This window comes from Longimonas sp., assembly GCF_040409695.1.
Taxonomy (GTDB): domain Bacteria; phylum Bacteroidota; class Rhodothermia; order Rhodothermales; family Salinibacteraceae; genus Longimonas.
The window spans coordinates 1-22633 of sequence record NZ_JARWGJ010000187.1 but is presented as its reverse complement, the minus strand read 5'-3'; the positions used below and the strand labels follow the sequence as shown (position 1 = coordinate 22633).

Annotated in this window: 20 protein-coding genes; 7 read left to right on the top strand and 13 right to left on the bottom strand. The window is 59.8% G+C overall.

Going from position 1 to position 22633, the window contains the following annotated elements; all coding sequences use genetic code 11:
- Together PPP56_RS11375 and PPP56_RS11370 are read right to left on the bottom strand one after the other, a co-directional pair.
- On the bottom strand, positions 1–566 hold a 566-nt coding region (locus tag PPP56_RS11375; protein ID WP_353564163.1), incomplete at its 3' end, for a transglycosylase domain-containing protein.
- Positions 567–884: 318 nt separating this feature from the next.
- Positions 885–1661, bottom strand: coding sequence for a UDP-2,3-diacylglucosamine diphosphatase (locus PPP56_RS11370; RefSeq protein ID WP_353564162.1), 777 nt, complete (start codon positions 1659–1661; stop codon positions 885–887).
- Positions 1662–1818: 157 nt separating this feature from the next.
- On the opposite strand from PPP56_RS11370, the gene PPP56_RS11365 reads away from it, so the two are divergent.
- The gene (locus PPP56_RS11365; protein ID WP_353564161.1) at positions 1819–2520 is read left to right on the top strand and encodes a rhomboid family intramembrane serine protease; all 702 of its coding nucleotides are present in this window, start codon (positions 1819–1821) and stop codon (positions 2518–2520) included.
- 183 nt (positions 2521–2703) lie between these two features.
- Complete coding sequence (locus tag PPP56_RS11360; protein WP_353564160.1) at positions 2704–3723, top strand: rhomboid family intramembrane serine protease; 1020 nt, start codon at positions 2704–2706, stop codon at positions 3721–3723.
- A gap of 134 nt (positions 3724–3857) precedes the next feature.
- Here PPP56_RS11360 and PPP56_RS11355 read toward each other — a convergent pair whose 3' ends face one another.
- The 11 genes from PPP56_RS11355 to PPP56_RS11305 form a co-directional block, all read right to left on the bottom strand.
- Entirely contained in the window at positions 3858–4802 is a 945-nt protein-coding gene (locus tag PPP56_RS11355; RefSeq protein ID WP_353564164.1) for an L-lactate dehydrogenase, read from the bottom strand.
- Positions 4803–5286: 484 nt separating this feature from the next.
- Positions 5287–5850, bottom strand: coding sequence for a hypothetical protein (locus PPP56_RS11350; protein ID WP_353564159.1), 564 nt, complete (start codon positions 5848–5850; stop codon positions 5287–5289).
- A 114-nt stretch (positions 5851–5964) separates the two neighbouring features.
- Positions 5965–6156: a cbb3-type cytochrome oxidase assembly protein CcoS gene (gene ccoS / locus PPP56_RS11345; RefSeq protein ID WP_353564158.1), complete on the bottom strand. Its 192-nt coding sequence runs from the start codon at positions 6154–6156 to the stop codon at positions 5965–5967.
- 35 nt (positions 6157–6191) lie between these two features.
- On the bottom strand, positions 6192–8834 hold the full coding sequence (locus PPP56_RS11340; RefSeq protein WP_353564157.1) for a heavy metal translocating P-type ATPase: 2643 nt from the start codon (positions 8832–8834) through the stop codon (positions 6192–6194).
- A gap of 8 nt (positions 8835–8842) precedes the next feature.
- A complete protein-coding gene (locus PPP56_RS11335) occupies positions 8843–9316 on the bottom strand; it encodes a FixH family protein (RefSeq protein WP_353564156.1) in 474 nt (157 codons plus the stop codon).
- Positions 9317–9360: 44 nt separating this feature from the next.
- Positions 9361–10833, bottom strand: coding sequence for a cytochrome c oxidase accessory protein CcoG (gene ccoG, locus PPP56_RS11330; RefSeq protein WP_353564155.1), 1473 nt, complete (start codon positions 10831–10833; stop codon positions 9361–9363).
- 90 nt (positions 10834–10923) lie between these two features.
- A complete protein-coding gene (locus tag PPP56_RS11325) occupies positions 10924–11574 on the bottom strand; it encodes a cbb3-type cytochrome c oxidase N-terminal domain-containing protein (protein ID WP_353564154.1) in 651 nt (216 codons plus the stop codon).
- Positions 11571–11786 (bottom strand): cbb3-type cytochrome c oxidase subunit 3, encoded by a 216-nt coding sequence (locus PPP56_RS11320; protein ID WP_353564153.1) that lies wholly within the window; start codon positions 11784–11786, stop codon positions 11571–11573. The genes PPP56_RS11325 and PPP56_RS11320 overlap by 4 nt, the downstream gene beginning before the upstream one ends.
- Positions 11787–11852: 66 nt before the next feature.
- On the bottom strand, positions 11853–12608 hold the full coding sequence (gene ccoO, locus PPP56_RS11315) for a cytochrome-c oxidase, cbb3-type subunit II (RefSeq protein ID WP_353564152.1): 756 nt from the start codon (positions 12606–12608) through the stop codon (positions 11853–11855).
- A gap of 57 nt (positions 12609–12665) precedes the next feature.
- Complete coding sequence (gene ccoN / locus PPP56_RS11310) at positions 12666–14318, bottom strand: cytochrome-c oxidase, cbb3-type subunit I (protein WP_353564151.1); 1653 nt, start codon at positions 14316–14318, stop codon at positions 12666–12668.
- A gap of 328 nt (positions 14319–14646) precedes the next feature.
- The gene (locus PPP56_RS11305) at positions 14647–15384 is read right to left on the bottom strand and encodes a universal stress protein (RefSeq protein WP_353564150.1); all 738 of its coding nucleotides are present in this window, start codon (positions 15382–15384) and stop codon (positions 14647–14649) included.
- Positions 15385–16331: 947 nt separating this feature from the next.
- On the opposite strand from PPP56_RS11305, the gene PPP56_RS11300 reads away from it, so the two are divergent.
- The 5 genes from PPP56_RS11300 to PPP56_RS11280 form a co-directional block, all read left to right on the top strand.
- A complete protein-coding gene (locus PPP56_RS11300; RefSeq protein ID WP_353564149.1) occupies positions 16332–18242 on the top strand; it encodes a PAS domain S-box protein in 1911 nt (636 codons plus the stop codon).
- Between the two features lie 74 nt (positions 18243–18316).
- Positions 18317–18970, top strand: a complete 654-nt coding sequence (locus PPP56_RS11295; RefSeq protein WP_353564148.1) for a response regulator — start codon at positions 18317–18319, stop codon at positions 18968–18970.
- 105 nt (positions 18971–19075) lie between these two features.
- Positions 19076–20014: a universal stress protein gene (locus tag PPP56_RS11290; protein WP_353564147.1), complete on the top strand. Its 939-nt coding sequence runs from the start codon at positions 19076–19078 to the stop codon at positions 20012–20014.
- 267 nt (positions 20015–20281) lie between these two features.
- On the top strand, positions 20282–21025 hold the full coding sequence (locus PPP56_RS11285) for an energy transducer TonB family protein (protein WP_353564146.1): 744 nt from the start codon (positions 20282–20284) through the stop codon (positions 21023–21025).
- A gap of 52 nt (positions 21026–21077) precedes the next feature.
- Positions 21078–22633 (top strand): alpha-ketoacid dehydrogenase subunit alpha/beta (locus PPP56_RS11280; protein WP_353564145.1); only part of this gene is annotated, 1556 nt, incomplete at its 3' end.

Sequence of the window (22633 nt, the reverse complement as noted above, 5' to 3'; positions counted from 1 at the left end):
TGCGAAATAGTGGATGCGCCACGCAGGTTGCCTGTAAGCGAGCTAAACGCTGCGGCGGCCACGCCCTGCAGGTCAACCCCCCAGTGCCGATGGAAACGATGGTCTTCCGTAGCAACCAGGGCGTTGATCACGTTTGTGCCGATGCTGTCGTACGGAAGCCACGACCGATTCTGCCTGGCGTACCGGGCGAGCTCTTCGCCATCCGAGGTGTACGCGATGGTTGCCAGATCAACCGACGGGTTTTCGAGGCGCTGCGTCGATGGGATGTCTCCGCGAAGCGATGCAAAGATCGAAACGAGAAGGAGAATGCCCGCCAGACCGATCCCGGCGATCACGCCAAGCACAGAGACCGCCTGGGCCAGCCGCGGGTTTTCAATCCAGCGCCCGGCCCACCCGACCCAGAGCGGCCCATCTTCAGAGGCTGACCCGCCCGCTCCGGAAGACGCTTGCTCCGGATGCTCGGGCGGATTGTCGTTGGTAGGAGAACTACCATCGGAAGAGCGGCGCTCGGGGTTCTCGAAGTACTCTTCCAATTCACCGTCGGAATATGACCACTGGTCTGACATGAGGTGTCACAGCGTTCGTTGAGGAACGAATATATGCGTAGGAGCGGGAGGCGGGAATGCTCGGCAAGGCAGCATGCTGGCTACATAACTGACTACATAGCACAAAGCCTGCGATTACCAGACGCGACCACCCGACCCAGCCTTCGCGCAATGCTTTATGGTAAGCAGGCCTGTAGAAACACGCCTGTTAGAAGCTTACAAGGTCGTTTAGGGCCAAAGTTGTTTAGAGCGTTGTGCACTTGTGCAGCACTTCCTGTGCATCTGTGCGCGGCAGGCCCTATTATGGCGTTTAAGCGGTGCAGTACTGCACTCCGGTGCTCAGGTACCGGTTTCAGAAGGTGTAGATACCGGAGCCGTTTTAATTGGGATCGCATCAGCACCGTTCCAGTGCATAAGATGCCACCTATCATGAGTCAAACGTACAAAGGTCCGTTTTTCGTACCAGTTCCCCGTATTCAGATAGGTACCCACCTTCCACTGCGTCAGTTCGGGGACGTGACTGTGGCCCATGAGCACCGCACTGACCGGCGCAGACGTAAGCATATGTTTTGCGTATGCTCGCAGCGACTGCACGACCTCCGGGTCGGGCGGACCATGCAGCGCGCGACTGGCCCACTCGGCGAGTGCCAGCCCCCAGTCGGCCGGCAGCAGTGTCCGATATGCAGCAACCGCGCGTGCATCACGCATCGCCCAGCGCATCCACTGTCCCAGTATGCCATGGGTGGATGCAACTGTATCCCCGTGAACAAGGTGGAGCAGCTGCCCGTGGTGGCGAGCACGCCAGGCACCATCGACCACGCGAACACCCAGTTCGTGGCCCATAAAGTCGATGTGCCATGGGTCGTGGTTGCCCAGCAAGTAGGTAACCGGGCGGCTGCTGGACGTCCACCGCATCAGTTCGGCGTAAAGCTGCATGCGATTTTTCTGCACGTAGGCCCGGTGCTCGATGAATGCTTCGAACACATCGCCAAGCAGGTAGAGGTGCGAGGTGGCTTCGAATTGCGCTTGCAGGCATGCAACCAGGTCGCGTTCCTGGCGCCGGTCAGCCGAGGCAGGACCCCGCCCGAGATGCATATCTGAAAAGAAGAGAACCACACTACCACGGTTCGATGGGAAAATGCAGCGATGATTGGGCCGCCTTCGGCACGAGCCGGCGGCGCGTTGAACCTCATACGGGGCATCATGGTACAGCCGAAACGACGCGCTTCGCGTCTTCGTGCATTCGCAGATCGCGCCCTGGCTTTCCCTCTCGATGAATCGACGACAAGACTACTACCAGCCTCCTCAGCAGTTCTCGGTATTCCCACCGGTTATCAAGAATCTGCTGATCCTGAACGGGCTTTTCTTCATGGCACAGGTGGTTGCTGAGGCCACGCTGAGCGATACGGCTGCGCTTACCACAGTGCTCAACTACATGGCGCTGTACCCACCCGGCGCGCCCGAGCAGGGCGTTACGCTCTTCTTTCGCGGCGAAACGCCTGGGTTCTGGCCCTGGCAGCTTGTTTCGTACAGCTTCCTGCATGGTAGCTTCATGCACATCCTGTTCAATATGTTCATCTTATGGATGTTCGGGGTGCAGATCGAAAACAAATGGGGATCGGAGCGCTTCCTGACGTTCTATTTCGTCTGTGTAGTTGGCGCTGCCCTTACGCACCTGCTGTTTATCGAGAGCAACGTTCCAACCATTGGTGCTTCAGGCGGTGTATTCGGAGTGCTGCTCGCATTCGGGATGATGTTTCCCAACCAGCCGATCTACCTTTACTTCCTTTTTCCCATCAAGGCGAAGTGGCTCGTTCTTGCGCTCGGGGTGTTTGAACTCTATGCAGGCGTATCGGGCACACAGGCTGGCGTGGCAAACTTTGCCCACCTGGGCGGCATGGTCTTCGGATTCTTGCTGATCCAGTACTGGCGTGGCAAGCTTCCAACGCGACCGAAACGGGAGATGCGTTGGTAGGCTGCATGGATCATCGGCCACTGACGCGCGACTGCTCTTCGAATAGGCGAATAGTTACGCCGTTATGCCTCTTTGCAGGGGCAACACGTAAAACCTTCGTCTACATGCAGGGTATACGTTTTGTGGATGCGAACGCATCCGTTCTGCTCTATTTGTTCTGGCAACCCAATCGTCACCGCTGCTGTGAACCAGTTTCAATTGTGGTATAACCGGCAACCGAAAGCGCTGCGCACGCTCATCGCCATTAACGTGGTGCTGTATGTCGCGTGGCAGTTTCTACGGTGGGTCGACCCAGTTAATAGCTTTGTATACAACGTTCTGGCCCTGAACACGATCTGGCCAGGCGCTGTGCTCATGCCCTGGCAGTTGGTTACATACAACTTCCTCCACCTGGGTCCCGGGTTCTTTGGGCTACTGCATATTGCCTTCAATATGCTCTGGCTCTATTGGATCGGGAAGGAGTTTGAGCGCATGCATGGCTCCCACGAGCTGCTTGCGCTCTACCTGATTGGCGGATTGGGTGGTGGACTGCTCTCTCTTCTGTTTGGCCTGATCATGCCTGGCTTCTTTGGCAGCGTCATTCACGGTGCCAGTGGAGCCGTGCTGGGCGTCATCATGGCCGTGGCGATCCTCTATCCGTATAAAAAGATCGCGCTTATCTTTCTGGGCACGGTCAAGCTGCTCTACCTTGTGCTCGGATTTCTCGCTATCGACGCGCTCCTGGCACTGTCCTCATCGGGCGTAGCTGTTACCGCTCACTGGGGCGGGGCGCTGGCCGGCTTCCTCTGCGCACGGGCATCGCAGAAAGGCATCGATGTAACCTCGTGGGCTCGCATCTTCTTTGATGACAGCGGAAGTAGCCGCGGCTCGTATACTGCACAGCGCCACGGACGCGGAAGCCGAACCGCCTCAACGTCCAGCGCTCCGAAGATGAGCTTCCTGGATCGCATCGAGATGTGGCTCGGAGGTGACCCCGACGTCGGGTCTTCATCTTCGTCCTCTTCTGGCGCAGACGATTCCTCAGGGCGTAAAAGTCGCTCCCGACGCACGAAAAGCTCCAGGCAACGCGGTAGCAGCACCGCAACTGCTTCCTCGTCTAACACGGATGAGGTCGACCGTATCCTCGATAAAATCAGCGAGCATGGCTACGAGTCGCTGAGTGAAGAGGAGAAACGCATTCTGTACGAAGCCAGTCAGTCGTAACGCTTCACAAGTACCCATAGAAACATAGAAAAAAGCGAGGTCCGTGCCTGTTAAGCACGCCTCGCTTTTTGCGTTCGTAGGCCTCGTGTTGCCGGGTCTTCTTGCTTTTCTTCCTTACTGTTTCTGTATCCTCACTACAGCGACAGTCCTTCACGGCTTTTCTTGAGAACGTCGGCTGAGGCATGCAGCCCGTCGTGCTCCTTGGCGGTTAGCTTCGGCGTTACGCGACCGTCAATGCCGTGACGACCGACTACGGCGGGCAGGCTCAAGCATACGTCTTCGATGCCATAGGCCCCACTGGTCTGCACACTTACCGGAAGCACGCTGCGCTGATCTTCAACGACCGCTCGCACAATGCGTGCAATCACAACGCCGATCGCTGTATCGGTGTGGCCCTTGCGCTCGATAATCTGATAAGCGGCGTCGCGCGCATCCTCAAAGATCTTATGCATGGTGTTCTCATCGAACTCTTTGCCGACGACAGGGCCGTCTTTGATAAGCTGGTTCCCAATCGTTGCGTTGCTCCAGATTGGCACCTCCGAATCGCCATGCTCGCCAAGGATGTACGCATGCACCGAGCGCGGGTCCACGCCGTAGTGGCGCCCCAGAAGCGCCCGAAAGCGTGCTGTATCGAGCAGCGTGCCCGTGCCGATAATTCGCTCGGCCGGGCGGTCGGAGAGCTCCTGCGTGACGTACGTGAGCACGTCAACCGGGTTGGTTGCTACAACCAACATAGCATTCGGAGCATGCTCGTCGAGCTCGTTGACAACCTGCTCGAAGATGCGCACGTTACGCTCAAGCAGCTCCAGCCGCGTTTCGCCGGGACTCTGCTGGCTTGCACCGGCTGATATCACGATTAGCTGCGCGTCGGCCATATCGGGATACCTTCCCGCTCGTGCCGATACGTTGCCTACGAGCATCTGCCCGTGCATGAGGTCCATCGCCTCGCCTTCTGCACGCTTGTGGTCTACGTCGAGCAGGATGATTTCGCTGGCAAGCCGCTGGTTGAACAGCGCATACGCTGCTGCTTTTCCTACATTGCCGACACCGACAATGCCTATGGTGCGCCGTTGGATCATGTTTTTTGCGGGGGTCTTATGCATAATAATATCCGCAATATATAACGGCGCAACCGGCGTCCGTGTCCAGCGACTTCCAGTGTTTTCACGGAAGCGTTTTCATCGGAGGGCTACCATAAAGGCCTCGTGGCAGGTATCTTCCAGAGTGGATATAGCGGCGCGTGTTTTCGCACTGCGCTGCGTCCCCATCCCTGTTCTGCCTCCCCAGCTGGTACGTGGAGGATAGACGTATAGATGGCTGAGCACCCTTAGAACCTGTTTAGGTTTTGGTTTGCGGGCGAGAGCGAGCGCCGCTGCGGCGAAAATTGAACCACGATAGAGGTTCGTAGCCGGGGTTACGGACCGACACGAGGGCGCAAGCCCGACTGATACCCGTATATCGGGGACAATTTGCAGCCCAGCGGAGCCGCTCGCAGTCCAAATTAAGAAATCAAACAGGTTCTTAATGCTTCTCCTCCCATCTGCTATGACGTGTCCGCACCTCTTAGAGCGCCATTGCAATCGCAATCACCGTTGCGATGAAGCTCGACACCATCACGGCCGCCGCAATGATCACCCACTTCGACGACGTCTGCGCCGTATGAAAGGGCACTTCGGCCTCTCCTTCAGGTTCTTTTGCCGTGCTCGCTGCGCGGGCTGATGCCTCAGCAGCTTTGCGCTTGTCCGCATCCCGTTGCTTTTTCTCTCCCGGCGCCGACTCTTCGTCAGAACGCCCGGCGGTGAATGCGGCGGGATCGCTCCAGTCGCTTGCGATGTCTTCGGCACGCACGCGCCAGTACCACGTTGACCCGTCAATCGGAAGCAGTCCCGAAAGCTCTGTTACGGTTGTATCTTCCACCGTAAAATCCACATGGAGCGACTCAAACGAGTCGGTCGGACTGATCTGCAGCCGGTAGGTGTTGGCACCGGCGTAGTCGCTCCAGTGAAACTCGGTCATGCGGCCATCTACCGTGCGGCCCGCTGTCGGTTTTTGCGGACGTGGGGCCGACGGGGCGGCATTGGGTGTTGGCGGACTTGGTGGGGTCTCCGTCTGAGTCGTTGAAGGCATAGCGGTTTTGTCGTTATATCTGTTCAAGGGGATACGAACCAAATGCGCCAGGTGCAAAAACGCGCGCGAACCACAGGCGCTGCACTTAGCGCTACCGTAGCGCGTTCTCACATTCTAATTTTCCGAGGCTGGTTGGTCCGATTCGGGCTCGGATGTTGGTGCCTGCATGTCATCATCCATAAGGATACGCATGGACGGCGTTTCCACATCGTCATATTGTCCGGTACGTACCGACCATACAAAGGCCGCCACACCCGCGCCAGCAAGTAAAAGCGCCAGGGGAACAAGGACATACAATATATTCATGGGTACGTCTCGTCTGATTGGAACGCAGCATGGGGCTATGCCGCCTGCTTGGTACTCGGATGCCCGGGTACGTGGTCGAGCGCTGGTGAGGCTTTGGGCGACCGGTCGGTGTCGTGGGGCGGCGCTGGGGTATCCGCTGGCACGGACGATCGGGGAGCCTCGGCAGCACCGCTCACGGCAAAGCTCCGCTGCGTTATTGCGGCTGTCACAACCACCAGCGAGCTTACCGGCATTGCGACCGCGGCCACGAGCGGACCGACGAGCCCGGCCATCGCTGCAGTACCTCCGGCAAGATTATACATCAACGAAAAGGTAAGGGTGCCCCGTATCACCCGCATCGTATTTGATGCGCCGTTGAAAAGATCATCAATCGGAGCGAGGCCCTGGCGGGTCAAGAACACGTCGGCCGCGACGAGGCTTGGTGTTGCGCCTCCGTCAACTGCGATGCCTATATCGGCCTGCTGCAGCGCGCCCGCGTCATTCACCCCGTCGCCGACCATGGCCATGGTGTACCCTTCATCGTGCAGGTGCTCAATGGCAGCCCGTTTCTCGGCCGGAGAGACGTGCCCACGGGCATCTTCTTCTGGAATGCTAAGCTTATCCGCCACGTGCCGGACCACGGCGGGGTGGTCGCCCGAGAGGATCATAACGCGGTGGCCGGCCTCCTGCCACTTCCGCACCAGGGCGGGCACCTCAGGGCGCAGGCGATCGCCAAATACGCAGACGGCCTGCACAACGCCATCTACCGCTACCGCTACCGGTGTATGCCCATTCGAAGCTGCATTGCGGACAGCAGCGCGGAGGGGCTCCTCGCACGAGGCCTCTTGCGTAATCCAGTCAGGGCGCCCCACAACGACGCGGCGTCCGTCTACAGTGCCGCTCAGTCCGCGTCCAGCGATATGGTCGATGTCGTCGATACGTGCAGCAACTTCAGGGTCTACGGGATGCGCAGCGGTAAGCGCCTGGGCGACCGGATGGCTGCTATTTGTTTCGAGGGCAGCCGCCCATGCTACGGCTTCGGGCTCGCCGTGCGTATCCAGCAGCGCAAGCTGCCCTTCGGTGAGCGTGCCCGTTTTGTCGAGCACGATTGCGTCGACCTCCTGACAGCGCTCAAGGGTGATCTCGCTCTTAACGAAGATGCCGGTCTGCGCAGCCTGCCCGGTTGCCACCGCGAGCGAGAGCGGCGTAGCCATGCCAAGCGCACAGGGACACGTGATTACGAGCAGTGCTACAACGTGCCGCATGGCTTCGTCGGGAGCCCACATGAGCCAAAGGGTCGCCGTAAGAATGGCCAGCGTGGCTACACCCGCCACGAAGTACCCGGTAATTCGATCGGCCAGATGTGCCACGCGGGCCGACTTCGGTGCTTCTTCGCGCACCCAGGCCAGCAGCTGTCCGATTGATGAGGCTTCGCCTGTCGCGGTTACACGCACGATGAGCGGTGTGCTGAGGTTGGTGGCGCCGCCGGTGACTTCATCGCCCGGCTCGACAGGGGTGGGCTGGTGCTCGCCGGTGAGCACTGCGTTGTTGACCGACGAACGCCCGTCTTCCACCACACCATCTACCGGAATGGTGTCGCCCGGACGCACACGCACGCAGTCTCCGGGCTGCAGCGTATCGACCCGTACAGGTGTGGTCGTCCCGTCGCCCCCCACCTGATGAGCCATCGTCGGCAGCAGGGCAAGCAGACGGTCGCTGGCATCACCGGCGAGTCGGCGGCTGCGTAGCTGCAGCCATCGGGCGGTTAGGACGGCGGCGATCAGAACCGTGATCGAGTCAAACCACACCTCGCCACGTCCTGATACAGTGCCCCATACGCTATCGAGAAAGCCCACCCAGATGCCCAGTGCAATGGGCAGGTCCATATGCAGATGGCGTGCTGTGCCCTGGTGCCAGGCCCACTTGACGGAGGACCATGCGCGCCGCACGAACTCGCTGCCCCCGTAAAGCACTGCGGGTATAGCCAGCCCGAAGCTCACCCAATGGGCGGCGGCGTTGAGCGTTGAGTCGACAGCATCGAGCCCGGCATAGAGCGCCAGTGCAAGCAGCATTACGTTTCCGGCAAGCGCCCAGCAGATACCTACCTTAAGAAGCAGGCGGCGCTCTTCATCGGTACGGGCCTGATGCTGGTCTTGGCGCACCGGATGCACGCGGTATCCAAACTGAGAGAGCCAATCGGCCACCTCGGGCAGCGAAACGCGGTCTGGGTCCCACTCCAGGCGCAAGCGAGCGCGCGGCAGATCAAGCAGGGCATCCGTGACGCCCCCGAACGCATCGGTAAGGCGCTCTACCAGCCATACACAGGCAGCGCAGTGCACGCCGTCCACGAAAAGCGTGATGGCGCGTGTGCCATCGTCGCGGAGCGGAGCGTGCTCGGCGAGAAAGTCATCGGTCCCCAGCTCGGCATAGACCAGCTCGTCGGGACGGGCCTGTGCGGGCTGCGGACTACGTTCTTGTCCGATGCCCGACAGGCGATAGTAGGTGTCGTGCATACCCGCTTCGTGCAGCGTATGGTAGACGGCCTGGCAGCCCGTGCAGCAGAATGCATCTGCGTTTTCGGCAGCAGGGTCATGCACGGGCGTGCTTCCCACTGGCAGACCGCAGTGTGCGCAGGGGGTGTCGGGAGCGGTAGCTTCCGAGCGTGCCGGAGCAGATCCTACGTTAACAGAGGTACTCATAGGCTGCGTTACCGGCTATGCTCAAAGCGCACTGTATACTCGACAGGACTGTCATTCACAGTGCCGCGAACGGTGGCATCCCACAGCCCATTATTCAGCACGGGAACGGTGTGGACGTAGCGCCCGGGTTCGGCTTCGCTGAGTCCGGTTTCGAAGAACGGTTTGGCCTGATGCGGCTGGCGTAGCGCAATTGTGCCGTCGTCGACCGAGACCGGCTCGCCCTCCGCATTTTGCAGATCGAGCAGCAGGCGCGGAGGCGTATCTTCGCTCCATGATATGGTGCCCGACCAGTTTTCAGCGGCACCGCGTGCGGAAGCGAGCGCGTCCCAGTCGGCAGCCTGTGCGTAGTAGTCGTCTACCATCGCCACGCCTCCATCTTTCTGTGCCTGGTAGACCGTGTACGTCACCGAGCTTATCCCAATGCCAAGGATGAATATGACCAATGAGGGCCAGGCGATATGTGGGGGAATTTGAAAGCGCATGGGGGTATGGATATGTTATAGTCGGTAGGAATCGCGGGACGCGCTTAGGAGGGAGACGCCTCGTGGTTAATCGCCTCTGGGTCTTCGGCTTCAGAGCTGTGCGGGCTCAGCATCGGAAACGGGATGCGTTTTTCGGTTCCGTCGTCAAACGAGAGGACGACCGTCACCTCACGCCGGTCGCGCTCAAGCACATCGGGAGGGACGACGATCCAGGCTTCGGTCCGCCGCATCTCTTGAGGCTGCAGCACCGTTTCTCCGGGGCCGACCGGGTTCACCTGCACATCAGGAATGCCTTCGGCTCCTATAGTGAAACGAGCTTCGGTAGCACTCTGGTTTCGCACTCGAACCCGGATGCGGTTAGCTACGCGGTCGTCGGGGAGAACCATAAAGGGCTCGCCCACAGCCCGGGCCACGTTCACGTCGTACGTTGGGCGCGTCCAGAGCAGTCCGACAAAGAAGACCGTAAGGGCGAGCAGCACCCCGCTGTAGAGCAGCGTGCGCGGCCGCACGATATTTGTTTTTTCGCCGTCGAGCGCTTTCTCCGACGTATACTTGATGAGCCCGGGCTCCCAGCCCATCTTATCCATGATATCATCGCAGGCATCGATGCACTGCGTGCAGGCGACGCACTCCATCTGGAGCCCGTCGCGGATGTCGATACCTGTTGGGCACGTACGCACGCAGGCGCCACAGTCGATACAGTCGCCCAGTTCCGAGCGCTCTTTGCCGCGCCCGCGTGGCTCGCCGCGTTCCTCGTCGTATGATACGATGAGCGAGTGCGGGTCGAGCAGGACCGACTGGAAGCGCGCATAGGGGCACGTGATAGTGCACATCTGCTCGCGGAAGAACCCGAAGTCGAACAGGATGAGCGCGGTTGTGCCCGCCATCATAACAAAGTAGCCCCAGTGGTCGCGCGGGTCGCCCTGCATCCACGTGAGCAGGCGCTCCCACCCGACAAAGTAAGAGACGAATGTGTGGGCGAGGGCGACAGAGATTACGGCGTATACGCTCCATTTGGCTGTTTTCCGCCAGGCCTTGTCGAACGTGAGGGGCCCCTCATCGCGGCGTGCCCGTACGTGTTCGGCCCCTTCGAGCCAGCGCTCGATCGGCCGATACACGAACTCCAGGTAGACCGTCTGCGGACACCCCCACCCGCACCATATTCGCCCGAAGATCGCCGAAATGAGGATGATGCTCACCAGCGTGCCGAGCGCAAAACCAAGCAGGAGCAGCGTATCGGTCGGATAGAAGGTGGTGCCGAAGAGCGTGAACTCGCGGCTCATCAGATCGAGCAGTACGGCAGGCTTCCCGTTGATTGTAATCCACGGAAGGCTTACGAAGAGCGCGATGAGGCCCCACCCAACGGCCAGACGCCACCAGTAGTAGAACCCTTTGGAAGGAGTAGGATAAAGCCAGCGCCGGTCGCCTTCTTTATTCATCGTCGAAAGCACAGCTTCCGGCGAATCCAGAATGCCAACGTCGTCGGCGTCGATGAAAGAGCGTTCGTTGCGAGCCATGGGTATGTACAGGTTACTGCGTAGCGCGCGAAGCCCGCGCGCCTGTGTGTCGATTCGTGGTGCGGCTCTGGTCGTAAGTTTAGTCGTAAGTTAGCTGCGCTCGACGAACTCGCCCTCTGGGTCTTTCGCGTCCGGCGGGTCGGTGCCTTCAATAGAGCGAATGAAGGCCACAAGCTGCGCGCGCTCTTCGGGAGTAGTTGAGTTCTCCCACCCAGGCATCCCCTGTCCGGCGACGCCATCAGTCAGCACCTGGAAGATGTCCACATTGCTGCCGCCGTGCATGAAGTGCTGGTCGGTAAGGTTCGGCCCAATGAGGCCCTCTCCTTGATCGCCATGGCACGACGCACAGAAACGCTGGTACGTCTCTCGCCCTGCGGCAATGTGCTCTTCGAAGCCCACGTAATTTTCTTCGATGTTGACTTCTGTTACCTCGAAGCTTTCGCCTTCTGCCTCGGCATGCGCCTGGCGCATCATTTCGAGCTCTTCAAGGCTCTCTGCGAGGTCATCTTCGTAGGTATTAATCCAGTCAAAGTACGTAATCCCTACAAAGTAGAAGATGGCGAATGCGACCGATGCCCAGAGGAGCCAGACCCACCACCCTGGCATAGGGTTGTCGTACTCCTGGATGCCATCGTAGCTATGGCCTTGCATGAGTTCATCGGAGGTACCCCCGTAGAGCACCGACTTTTCGTCGTTGCCCGACGAGGTGCCCTGGTCTTGCGGTTCATCTGTGCGGCTCATGAGGAGGATCCGTTCTGATTAGGGGAGGAATCGTCTTCAAGCGGGATGTGCTTGGCATGCTCACGAAACTCTTTTGGCATCCAAAAGGCGTAGAGCAAGATCATTATGAACGCCAGAAAGAATGCCAGTAGGCCGATTTCGGCCAGCGGCCCGGTATCGAGAGAACGAATGACATCTTTCCAGGTGAGTAAAAACCAGGTTGTCAAAAACATTGCTGGAGCGGATAAAGGATAGAAGCAAGCGAAACAGCGCTTCTGTGTTAGCGATCTAAGGGGTGGTCAGTCTCGCGCCTCTGCTGTGGGCTCTTCCATTGCAGACCCAGCGTCGTGCTCTTGCTCGGCAGTCTCTGGAGCTTGGTCGATGTCTGTACCCAGCCGCTGCAGGTAGGCAACCAGGGCAACGATCTGCTTGGATTCGAGATTGGCTGGACCGCCCTGCTGCTCAATCTCACGCGCGATCTCTTCAGCCTGCTGCTGTGCAATCTGTACGGCATTTTCGACCTCGTCGTCGGTGTACGGCGTTCCGAGACTTCGGAGAGCACGTAGCTTACGGGGCAGCACGTCCAGATTAGCGTCTTTTTCGAGCATCCACGGGTATGGAGGCATAATCGAGCCCGGACTGGTCGACGTTGGGTCTTCCATGTGGCGCACATGCCACAGGTGCGGGTACTTGCCGCCGACACGAGCCAGGTCGGGCCCGGTCCGCTTTGAGCCCCACAGGAAGGGGCGCTCGTAGACCGTTTCGCCTGCTTTCTGATACTCGCCGTAGCGCTCCAGTTCGTGGCGGAAGGGGCGCACTGCTTGCGAGTGGCAGCCCACACATCCTTCAGCGATGTAGAGATCGCGCCCAGCCAGTTCAAGGGGCGTAAAGGGCTCAACGGTATCGATTCGGGTTTCGGCATCGCCCGCCAGCATGAGCGGTACGATCTGGACCAGCCCACCGACCAAGATGGCAACGGTGGTTAGGACGGTAAACACCAGGGGCCACCCTTCGAGGCTGCGGTGCATGCCATCTTTTTTGATAAAACGGCTCATGAGGTCAACAAGGATGCTTCAACAAAAGGAATGAACGGGGGGCGTAGATGGCACGACTTAGCTATCTCCAGGTGAGGGCAGCTGCACCCGCTTTGTACCCGGGCGGGCATCATCATCGTCGTCATCACCATCGTCTTGCGTGGTGCTGCTTTCTTTGGCCTCTTCTACGCTGGGTGAGGGCGTCGCACCGTCGCCACCAGCGGTAGCAACGGCAGCGCCGTCGCCGCTTGCTTCGAGGCTTACAGGCTTGCGGGCCGATACCTGCGCTGCGTCGGGCAGGGTAGCCGGTGCATTGCGAATAGTCATGATCACGTTCACAACGAGCATGAGGGTACCGGCCAGGTAGAGCGCTCCGCCAATGAAGCGCGCCCAGTACATGGGAATGACCTGTACAACCGTCTCCATAAAGTCGGGATACATGAGGCGCCCGGCTTCATCAAAGGCACGCCACATCAGTCCCTGCGTAACGCCCGACACGTACATCGCGATGACATATATGAGGATGCCAAGCGTGCCTACCCAGAAGTGCGCATTGGCCAGCTTGTCGCTCCAGAGCGGCGTGCGCCACAGGCGTGGTAGGAGCCAGTAGATCATGCCGAAGATCATAAACCCGTTCCACCCGAGCGCAGCTGAGTGGACGTGGCCAATGGTCCAGTCGGTATAGTGCGTAAGGGCGTTGACGCTCTTCACAGAGAGCGCGGGTCCTTCAAAGGTGGCCATCCCATAGAACGTGATCCCCACAACAAACATCTTGAGCACCACGCTATCGCGCAGTTTGTGCCAGGCTCCACGCAGGGTAAAGAGGCCGTTAATCATACCCCCCCAACTTGGCATCCAGAGCATAACGCTAAAGATCATACCCAGCGTCGCAGCCCACTCCGGCACCGCGGTGTAAATAAGGTGATGCGGACCCGCCCAGATGTAGATGAAGATCAGGCTCCAGAAGTGAACGATCGAAAGCCGATATGAGAACACCGGACGTTCCGCTGCTTTAGGCAGGAAGTAGTACATCAGGCCAAGAAACGGAGTGGTCAAAAAGAAAGCCACTGCGTTATGCCCGTACCACCACTGCACCATCGCATCCTGAACGCCCGCGTATATCGGATAGCTCTCCAACGCGCCGACCGGTATGGCCAGGTTATTCCCTACATGCAGCACCGCAACGGTGATGATCGTGGCGATGTAGAACCAGAGCGCCACGTACATGTGCTTTACGCGACGGTACTTGAGGGTCGCAAAGAAGTTGATCGCGAACACGATCCAAACAACCGCAATGGCGATGCTGATGGGCCACTCCAGCTCCGCATACTCTTTGCTTGTCGTATAGCCTAACGGAAGCGTAATAGCGGCCGACACGATGATGGCCTGCCACCCCCAGAAATGGAAACGACTCATCCAGTCGCTGTACATACGCGTCTTACACAGACGCTGCGTAGAGTAGTAGACCGCCGCAAAGATCGCGTTGCCGGCAAAGGCAAAGATCACTGCATTGGTATGCAGGGGGCGCAGCCGCCCGAACGAAAGGTACTCGCCCAGGTTGGCCTCAGGAAACGGCAGCTGCAGAGCCAGGAGCAGCCCGACAAGCATGCCAATAACACCCCATATAACGGTAGCGAGCACGAAAAGACGGGTGATCTGCTCGTCATACGAAAAGACCTCCACATCGTCCTTGTGGACCTGAGGGACCTCGGTAGCAGTGGATGAAGACATAAAACGAAACGAACACGCTGGTGAGCAGAAGATGGGTGAAACATCGCACGTACGCAAGATGCCAATCTCCCAGGCCGGGCTATGACAGACGATACACGCGAGACGTGTAATGTGTATGTAACAAACAGTGTGGGGGATCCCCCTACACTGGACTGAAGGTCCTGTATAGCATGCTCTTTTGTCTGGGAGGCACGGTAGGAACGACGAGACCGGGTAGATGTGGGCCTTTGGGTCGTCTGCTGCCCTGCTTGCAAGCCTATTCATGATGCGTCACAAACATGGTGCTTCACAGAGCGGCGTTCACAGAGCGGCGTTCACAGGGCGCAGTTCACGAAGCAGGCACGTGCGACTGGGTGGAATCCCCTACAGCAGGTGCTACCAGATTGCGGTAGTGCGGACGCGTAACAAGCACCGAGCAGGTGGTTCGACGTAGTACTTTTTCGGTGATAGGGCTCAGCCCGGCCTCACGTGGGGTACGCTGCGTCGCTGCCATAACAAGAAGGCTGCTCTTCCGCGCATGAACGGCACGAAGAATTGCTGTAGTAGGATCGCCCTCTTGTACATGCATCTGCGCACCGAGGCGGTTGGCGTATGCGGGATGCGCATTGCGCCGGTACCACGTACGCAGCCGTCGCTTGGCGGTACGAGGTGCCATGGCAGCATCGTCGAGCGCGAGCAGATCGGTGGGCGTGAGCGCCACGTACTTACGCTGTGCCAGCCCGTGCAGCACGTCGAGCCGTGCGTCGTACATGGCTGCAACAGCCTCCGCGTGGTGTAACGTAGCGATCGACTCGGGCGTCATATCGGTTGGCGTAAGCACCCGCTGAAACGACGTACGCTGCTGCCCCATTCCCACTGTGAGTAGCGCCGCGGTGGTGCGCATAATCATCGGCTGTAGGGCCTGGCAGGCCATGATCGGTCCTGCCGAGTGCCCCTCAGGGGGTGCAAGCACGACTAAGTCAATGTCGTTATCGGCGGTGTACGCCAGCCACGTTTCGACAGAAAACGAATCTGCTTTCCAGCTCTCCGTACGGAGCGCTGGGGGTGGCGCGGCATCTACCACCATCGACTGTATCGCAGAGCGTACCGATTCTTCAGTAGCACCCTCTCTTGTAGCCCCCTCCCTGGCAACGCTTGCGTCTGGCCAGGGGGTTATATGCAGCGGAGCCTGCACGCGCCCCGCAAGCGCCAGCGCCTGCTGCAGCGCAGCTGATGTCGAGGACCCCGGTGAAAATGGGCAGAGTACAGATCGAGGAGACAACATGGCTGTGCCCGATTAGGTAAACATGGCAAGGGGTAAAAGACTCGCTTAGCACCGGTCGACGCTGTCAGTAGCTGATAACTGCCTGCCGTAGAAGACCAAGCCGTTCCCCTATCAGAACACCCGGCTCTCTATCTTCTACGGGACTTTTCTACAGCACTGCTACCGGGCTGCATGCGTGCACCCATGCGACGGCACACCATGCAACAGTGCGAGTGTGCATTTAATAAGCCAATATCCCTTTTACCCGCCTGCCAGCATGTTGCGCACCTCCTCTGTGGGGAAACTGTGAAGCACTGCGTCGGGGACAGCCCCACACGCTGATAGGGCGTATGCGTACACGCGGAGCCGGAGCCTGTGCGACAACCGGTCTGCCAGCTGCTTTATTTCTTATGAAGCAGCTTCACAGTACATTGCGTCCCCCCAATACCGTAGATGTGATACTGGATGTGATACTGTAGGCGTATAGCGAGTGCGTATGACGAACGTACAACAGATTCCGCTGCACCGTTCTTGAACGTATACGTCTTTATTCCATCTGTATTGAGTATTGACCTGTACTTTCTGCCGTGCCTTCTTTAAACAATCAATCGCTACTGAACCGGACAGAGCTTCTACCTGAACGACCTGAAACGGCTACTCGCGCCGCCCGTCTTTTTTATTCCAGTAAGATTTTATTCCAGGTAAGATAGCACACGCTGCAGTGCCTGGTGGATGCGCCCCGCCTCCCTCTTCCACTATTGCGTAGCTGTATGAACACCCTTCTCGTTGGCCCACCTGGCGAAACCCGCCGCGCGTTGCATGAAGCCCTGCAGCGTCGTCAGTATGCGGTAACCCTTGTCGCATCAGCCGATGCCGACCTGCTCCATCCGGTATCGCCCAACGTAGACCTGGTCGTGCTTTGCCCGCCCGTATCCCTTGAAGCCATTGCTCGCATCCGTGCGCAGTGCGACCGTCTGCTGCTGCTGGTTGTAGCGCCCAACGCGTCGAAGCAGCGCATCCACGCGTTTTTTGAGGCGGACATTGACGACTGTATCACCACGCTCAGCGAACGCAGCCGGCTCGACGTGCGGCTGAATGCGATTGAGCAGTATCACGCCACGCCGGCGCATCGCACGCTGCAGGGCCACGCCCCCACTGCAGCCGTGGCGCAGGCGGTCGTTTCCGACGTAAGCCGCCGCGCACTCTCCGAGACCGAGCTTGATGTGCTCATGGCTTACGTGGCGCATGTTGTGCCTCCTTTGCTGGACGTAGACGCATGTAAAGTGCTTCAGTACAAGCCTGATGCCCACAGCTTTACGCTCCGGGCCGGATCTGGCTGGCCGGCTGATATGATTGGCACTACATGCATCCCCTACAGCTACGAGAGCACCCTCTCGCAAGCCGGATATACTCTGCAGGCCGACGGCCCGGTCGTTGTTACCGCGCCCGACACGCGTGACGGGTTCGCCTTCCCTCCGCTCCTTACCGACAACGGGATGCGCAGCGGAATCAGCGTTGCGATCGCCAGTTCGCCCGAGCCGTTTGGCGTGCTGGGGGCCCACACCCGCACCGAACGCTCGTTTAGCGATCAGGAAGTCTTCTTTCTACAAGCACTTGCTAACGTGCTCGCCGGGGCCGTTGAGCAGTGGCGCACCAAACAGGCGCTCCAGATTAGCGAAGCCAAGGCGCAGGCTATCCTTGAAACGACTGTCGACGGCATCATCACCATTGATGCACGCGGGCATATCGAATCGTTCAACGAAGCCGCCGAAGATATTTTCGGATACGAGGCGCGCGAAGTCATCGGCGAAAACGTGCGCATCCTCATGCCCGACCCCTACAGCGAGGAGCACGACAGCTACATCCAGAGCTACCATGATACCGGACGGCGCCAGATTATCGGCATCGGGCGTGAGGTGACCGGGCAGCGCAAAGATGGATCTACCTTCCCGATGGACCTGGCCGTGAGTGAGGTCCAGCGGCACGACCGCACCACGTTCACCGGCATTGTACGCGACATTTCTGAGCGACGGCGCCTCGAGAAAGAGATTCTTAGCATTAGCGAGCAGGAGCGCCGCCGCATCGGACAGGACCTGCACGACGGGCTCGGACAGATGCTCACAGGTACCGGACTCCTTCTCAAAAACATGGCCGACCGTCTCAAAAAAGAGGGGCACCCCATGGCCGATGATGCAGCCGAGATCACGGACCTCGTGCGTGATGCCGACCAGTATGCTCGCGACCTGGCGCGTGGGCTTACCCCCGTCGACCTGGAGGCCAGCGGACTGTCTGAGGCGCTGCGCCGACTCGCCGATAACGCCAAACGATTGTTTGACGTGTCGTGCAGCTTCGAAGAAACGGGTACCACGCTTGTGCACAACAGCCAGGCTGCCACGCACCTGTACCGTATTGCACAAGAGGCCGTTACAAACGCTGTACGCCATGGCAACGCCGAGCACCTGCGCCTCATACTGGCCGGCAGCGACCGGCAAGTACGCCTGCGCATTCAGGATGACGGCTCCGGCTTTGACGATGCGGCCGCCCAGAACGGGGGCATGGGGCTCAGCATCATGAAATACCGGGCTCGCATCATGGGCGGCACGTTTGATGTGAACAGCACGCTCGGCGAAGGGGCAACCGTTACCTGTACGCTGCCCCGCACCGCCGATCACCCTAACTGACGCTGCGCTGTAGCGTGTACCACGTTACAGCACCCTCTCATACACCTAACTTTTGGATTCAACCGCCTCCTTCTATGACGTACGACATCATCATTGTAGACGACCACCCGCTCATGCGGAAGGGACTGGCCCTCTCCCTCGATGGGGAGGTCGATTTCAACGTGGCGGCCCAGATGCAGAGTGCTGAGGAGGCGCTGGAGCAGATCGATGCACTTGCGCCCGACCTTGCGATTATCGACATCTCGCTTCCCGGCATGAGCGGTATGGAACTGCTCAAGCACATGCAAGCCCGGTATCCCGATATCCGTACGCTCGTGGTGTCGCGGCACGATGAGGTGCTCTATGCCGAGCGCGCCATCCGAGCCGGATCGCGAGGCTACGTCATGAAGCTTGAGGCAGCCGACGTGATCGTGCAGGCCGTCCGTCAGGTGCTCAACGGCGGCATCTACGTGAGCGATGAAATCAACGAACGCCTGCTGCTAAGCATGGCCGAGGGCGGACGCGAACGCCTCATGCAGTCGCCCCTCGAAATTCTCTCCGATCGCGAGCTGGAGGTGTTCGAGCTTACCGGGCAAGGCATCAGCACGCGCGACATAGCCGAGCGGCTACACCTTTCCGTCAAAACCATTGAATCCTACCGCGCACGGATCAAGAAGAAACTGAACCTGGATTCGGCCACGGAGTTGATGCAGCGTGCCGTACAGTGGGTTGAAAGTGAAGCCGGATGACCACTGCTGAGTCCGCCCGTATCCATTACGATCATGCATCACCAGCATGAATAGCATGCTTTACCGGCTCGTTCTTGTTCTCTCGCCCTAACGTCTCTCGTTCCTATGCTTACCGTAGATAACATCCTCTTCCCTACCGACTTCTCGCCCTGCGCTGAGGAGGCCTTTGAGCATGCCATTCATCTGGCCAAGCAAACCGGTGCTACGGTGCACGTGCTCACTGTGGTTGGCGATGCCTCAGAGGATCGCCCTATGGAGTATCTTCCGCTCGAAGAAGGTGAAGACGGGGAGAGCCTGCAATACGCCCCCGACCCCGACGACGACACCTCTGTGCCCGTCCCTGTTGTCTACCACCAGGTCAAAGACGTGTCGCCGGCGGAGGCGATCGTACGGCGGGCCGACGAGAGCGATGTCGATGTCGTCGTGATGGGCACGCACGGACGCCGCGGCGCCGACCGCCTTCTCAGCGGTAGCGTAGCAGAAGAGGTGGTGCGCCGGGCCGCATGCCCGGTCTTCACGGTGCTCTGCAAAGCCGCCACCGACGACGCAGACGCCATGCCTTCAGCTTCGCCCATCAACACTATTCTGGTTCCTGTCGACCTCTCAGAGCACACCGCCGATGTGGTTGCCCATGCGCAGGGCATGGCCACCCTATACGGGGCCAGCCTGCACCTGCTTCATGTCATCGAAGACGTTGCCTACCCGTCGGTCTACGGCGTCGACCCCATTACGCCCATCTTACCGGATGTCATGGACCGGGCCGAGAAATCGCTTCAGCACTATGCCAAGCAGCTGCGTGAGCGCGGGTGCAAGGTGGATACGCAGGTGCTGGCCGGATACGCCGCGTACGATATCGTCGACACGGTAAATGGCATTGGCGCCGATCTGATCTTGATGGGCACGCACGGCCGTACCGGACTAAAGCGCTTCCTGGTCGGTAGCGTCACGGAAAAGGTGGTGCGCCGCGCGCCCTGCCCGGTCTTCGTCGTCAAGAACTTTGGCAAGACCATCGTGGATAATGCCCAGATCTTCCAGGAGGCGTAGATGCGCTATCCGATCCGTTTTGCCCCATCCACATGCTGCGCAGACGTGCTGCGTCAGCAGATTAGCTTGCATGGACGGGCGTAGTGGGCGAGAGCATGGGGGTACGCGACGCGCTCTGATCGAAGCTCCTACGCCCCGGTACCTGAGCAGTATGCACATGCCACGAGGGGCAGCCTGTACGAATCTTCCCGATAGAGCGGGCGTACAGGTGCGCATCCCTCTAATGCGAACCTACACCGATGCCTCTTTCATCGACTGCTTGCTGTTATGAGCCGGAGCGACTGGATTAGTCTGGGAACGACGACGGCCTTGCACCTGCTGCTGTTGCTGCTGTTTGCGCTCCTGAGTGCCAACCGCCCCGATGCGCCTCAGATTGGGTATATGGAGGTGGAGTTCGGTCCGTTCGCGGCAGGGCAGCCGGTGGAGGCCGTTGAAGAGACCACGCCTACCGAGTCGGCCCCCGAAACGCCAGAGCCGGAAGAGCAGCCTGAAACCGATCCGGTTGATGAGGCCGAGCCCGACCCGGTCGACCTGCCCGATGCCGACCCGACCGACGAAGCCGTGCCCCCGACCGATGAGGAAGAGGCCGACCCGGTGCCCGAAACCGATCCAGAGGAGGGCCGCGAGACGGCCGACCCGGACCCCGAAGCCGACGATGAGGGGGCCGAAGCGCAAGAGGCTACGACGACCGACGGGGCCGACGACGCCGATCCCGGCGACTCGACCACCGAAGAGCGCACCGCGCCGTACGACATCGAGGGCCTGAACCGCGATCCGCAGTTTGCGCCGCTGCCGCCGTACAACGAACAGGTGAACGCGACCGTGCGGGTGCAGATTACCGTTGACCCACGGGGCAACATCATCCGCCGTATTCCGCTGCAGCGCGGCTCGCCCGAGCTCGACGCGGCCGTCATGGAAACGCTGTCGCGCTGGCGCTTCAACGCCCTGCCGCCGGGCGCACCGCAAGAGAACCAGACTGGCGTCATTACTTTCACCTTCCGCCTTGAATAAGCAGGCGCCTGCATCGCCCGCGTTGCCCATCACTCATTTCCCCTCTGCCTGTATGATTGCCCCGACCGTGTCTACCCGCGTCGACGTTGATGCGCTCTACCGTGCCCTCCTCACCCCGCGTGCCATCGAGGACAAGATGCTGCGGCTCATCCGCCAGGGGCGCATCAGCAAGTGGTTTAGCGGATACGGGCAGGAGGCAATCGCCGTAGGCTCCGCATGGGCCCTTCAGGAGCAGGACTACATCTTGCCGATGCACCGCAACCTGGGGGTGTGGACGACCCGCAAGGTACCCCTACGCCGGCTGCTCTGCCAGCTGTTTGGCCGCGAGGGCGCCTTCACGAAGGGGCGCGACCGCACGTTTCACTTTGGCCTGCCCGAACAGCGCATCATCGGCATGATCTCGCACATGGCGGCCATGCTTCCGGTGGCCTGCGGCATCGGACAGGCGCTGCAGTACAAGCAGGAGGATGCGGTGGCCCTCGCCTTCTGCGGCGACGGCGGCAGCCGTGAGGGCGACTTCCATGAAGCGCTCAACCTGGCGGCGGTGTGGAATCTGCCCGTGGTCTTTCTTGTCGAAAACAACGGATACGGCCTCTCTACCCCCACCTACGAAGCGCTTGCCGAAACCGAGATCGTATCGATGGCCTCCGGCTACAACATGCCCGGGCGCTCGGTAGATGGCAACGACATCTTTGGCGTGATCGAAGCGGTAAACAACGCCCGCGAAACCGCCCTGCGGCGGGGTCCGGTGCTTCTGGAGATGCGCACATTTCGGATGCGCGGCCACGAGGAAGCCTCAGGCACGGCATACGTCCCCGACGAGAAGATGGACATCTGGGCCGACCGCGACCCGGTTGCTCGGTTCGAAGAATACCTGCGCGTAGCAGGTGGCTGGTCGGAAAGCGACATCGAGCAGGTCCGCGAAGAGATTGCCGCTACCGTCGACGACGCCGTTGAGTGGGCGCTCGACCAGCCCTCCATTGAGAGCACGCCCGATGAGGAGGCCGATGCCGTCTACGCCGTCCCCTCGCTCGACGACGCGCCGCCCCGTGCTACATCGCTCGACGACGGCACTGCTACTGCCGAACGCCGCTACATCGACGCCATCACCGATGCCCTCGACGAAGCCTTCGCGGCTGATGACGACCTGCTCATGATGGGACAAGACATCGCCGAGTACGGTGGGGTCTTCAAGGTCACCGACGGCTTCGTAGACCATTACGGCCCCGAGCGTATCCGCAACACGCCCATTATCGAAAGCGGCGCGATTGGCGCCGGACTGGGCCTGGCGATCGAAGGGCTGCGTCCGGTTATCGAGATGCAGTACGCCGACTTCATCTCTTGCGGCTTCAACCAGATCGTAAACAACCTCGCCAAGACCCACTACCGCTGGGGACAGCCCGTCAACGTCACGATTCGCGCGCCCTACGGGGGCGGGATTGGCGCCGGGCCGTTTCACTCGCAGTCGCCCGAAGCCTGGTTCGCCCACGTGCCCGGACTCAAAGTCGTAATGCCCGCCACTCCGCGCGACGCCAAGGGCCTGCTGCACAGCGCGCTGCACGACCCGAATCCGACCCTTTTCTTTGAACAGAAAAAGCTCTACCGCTC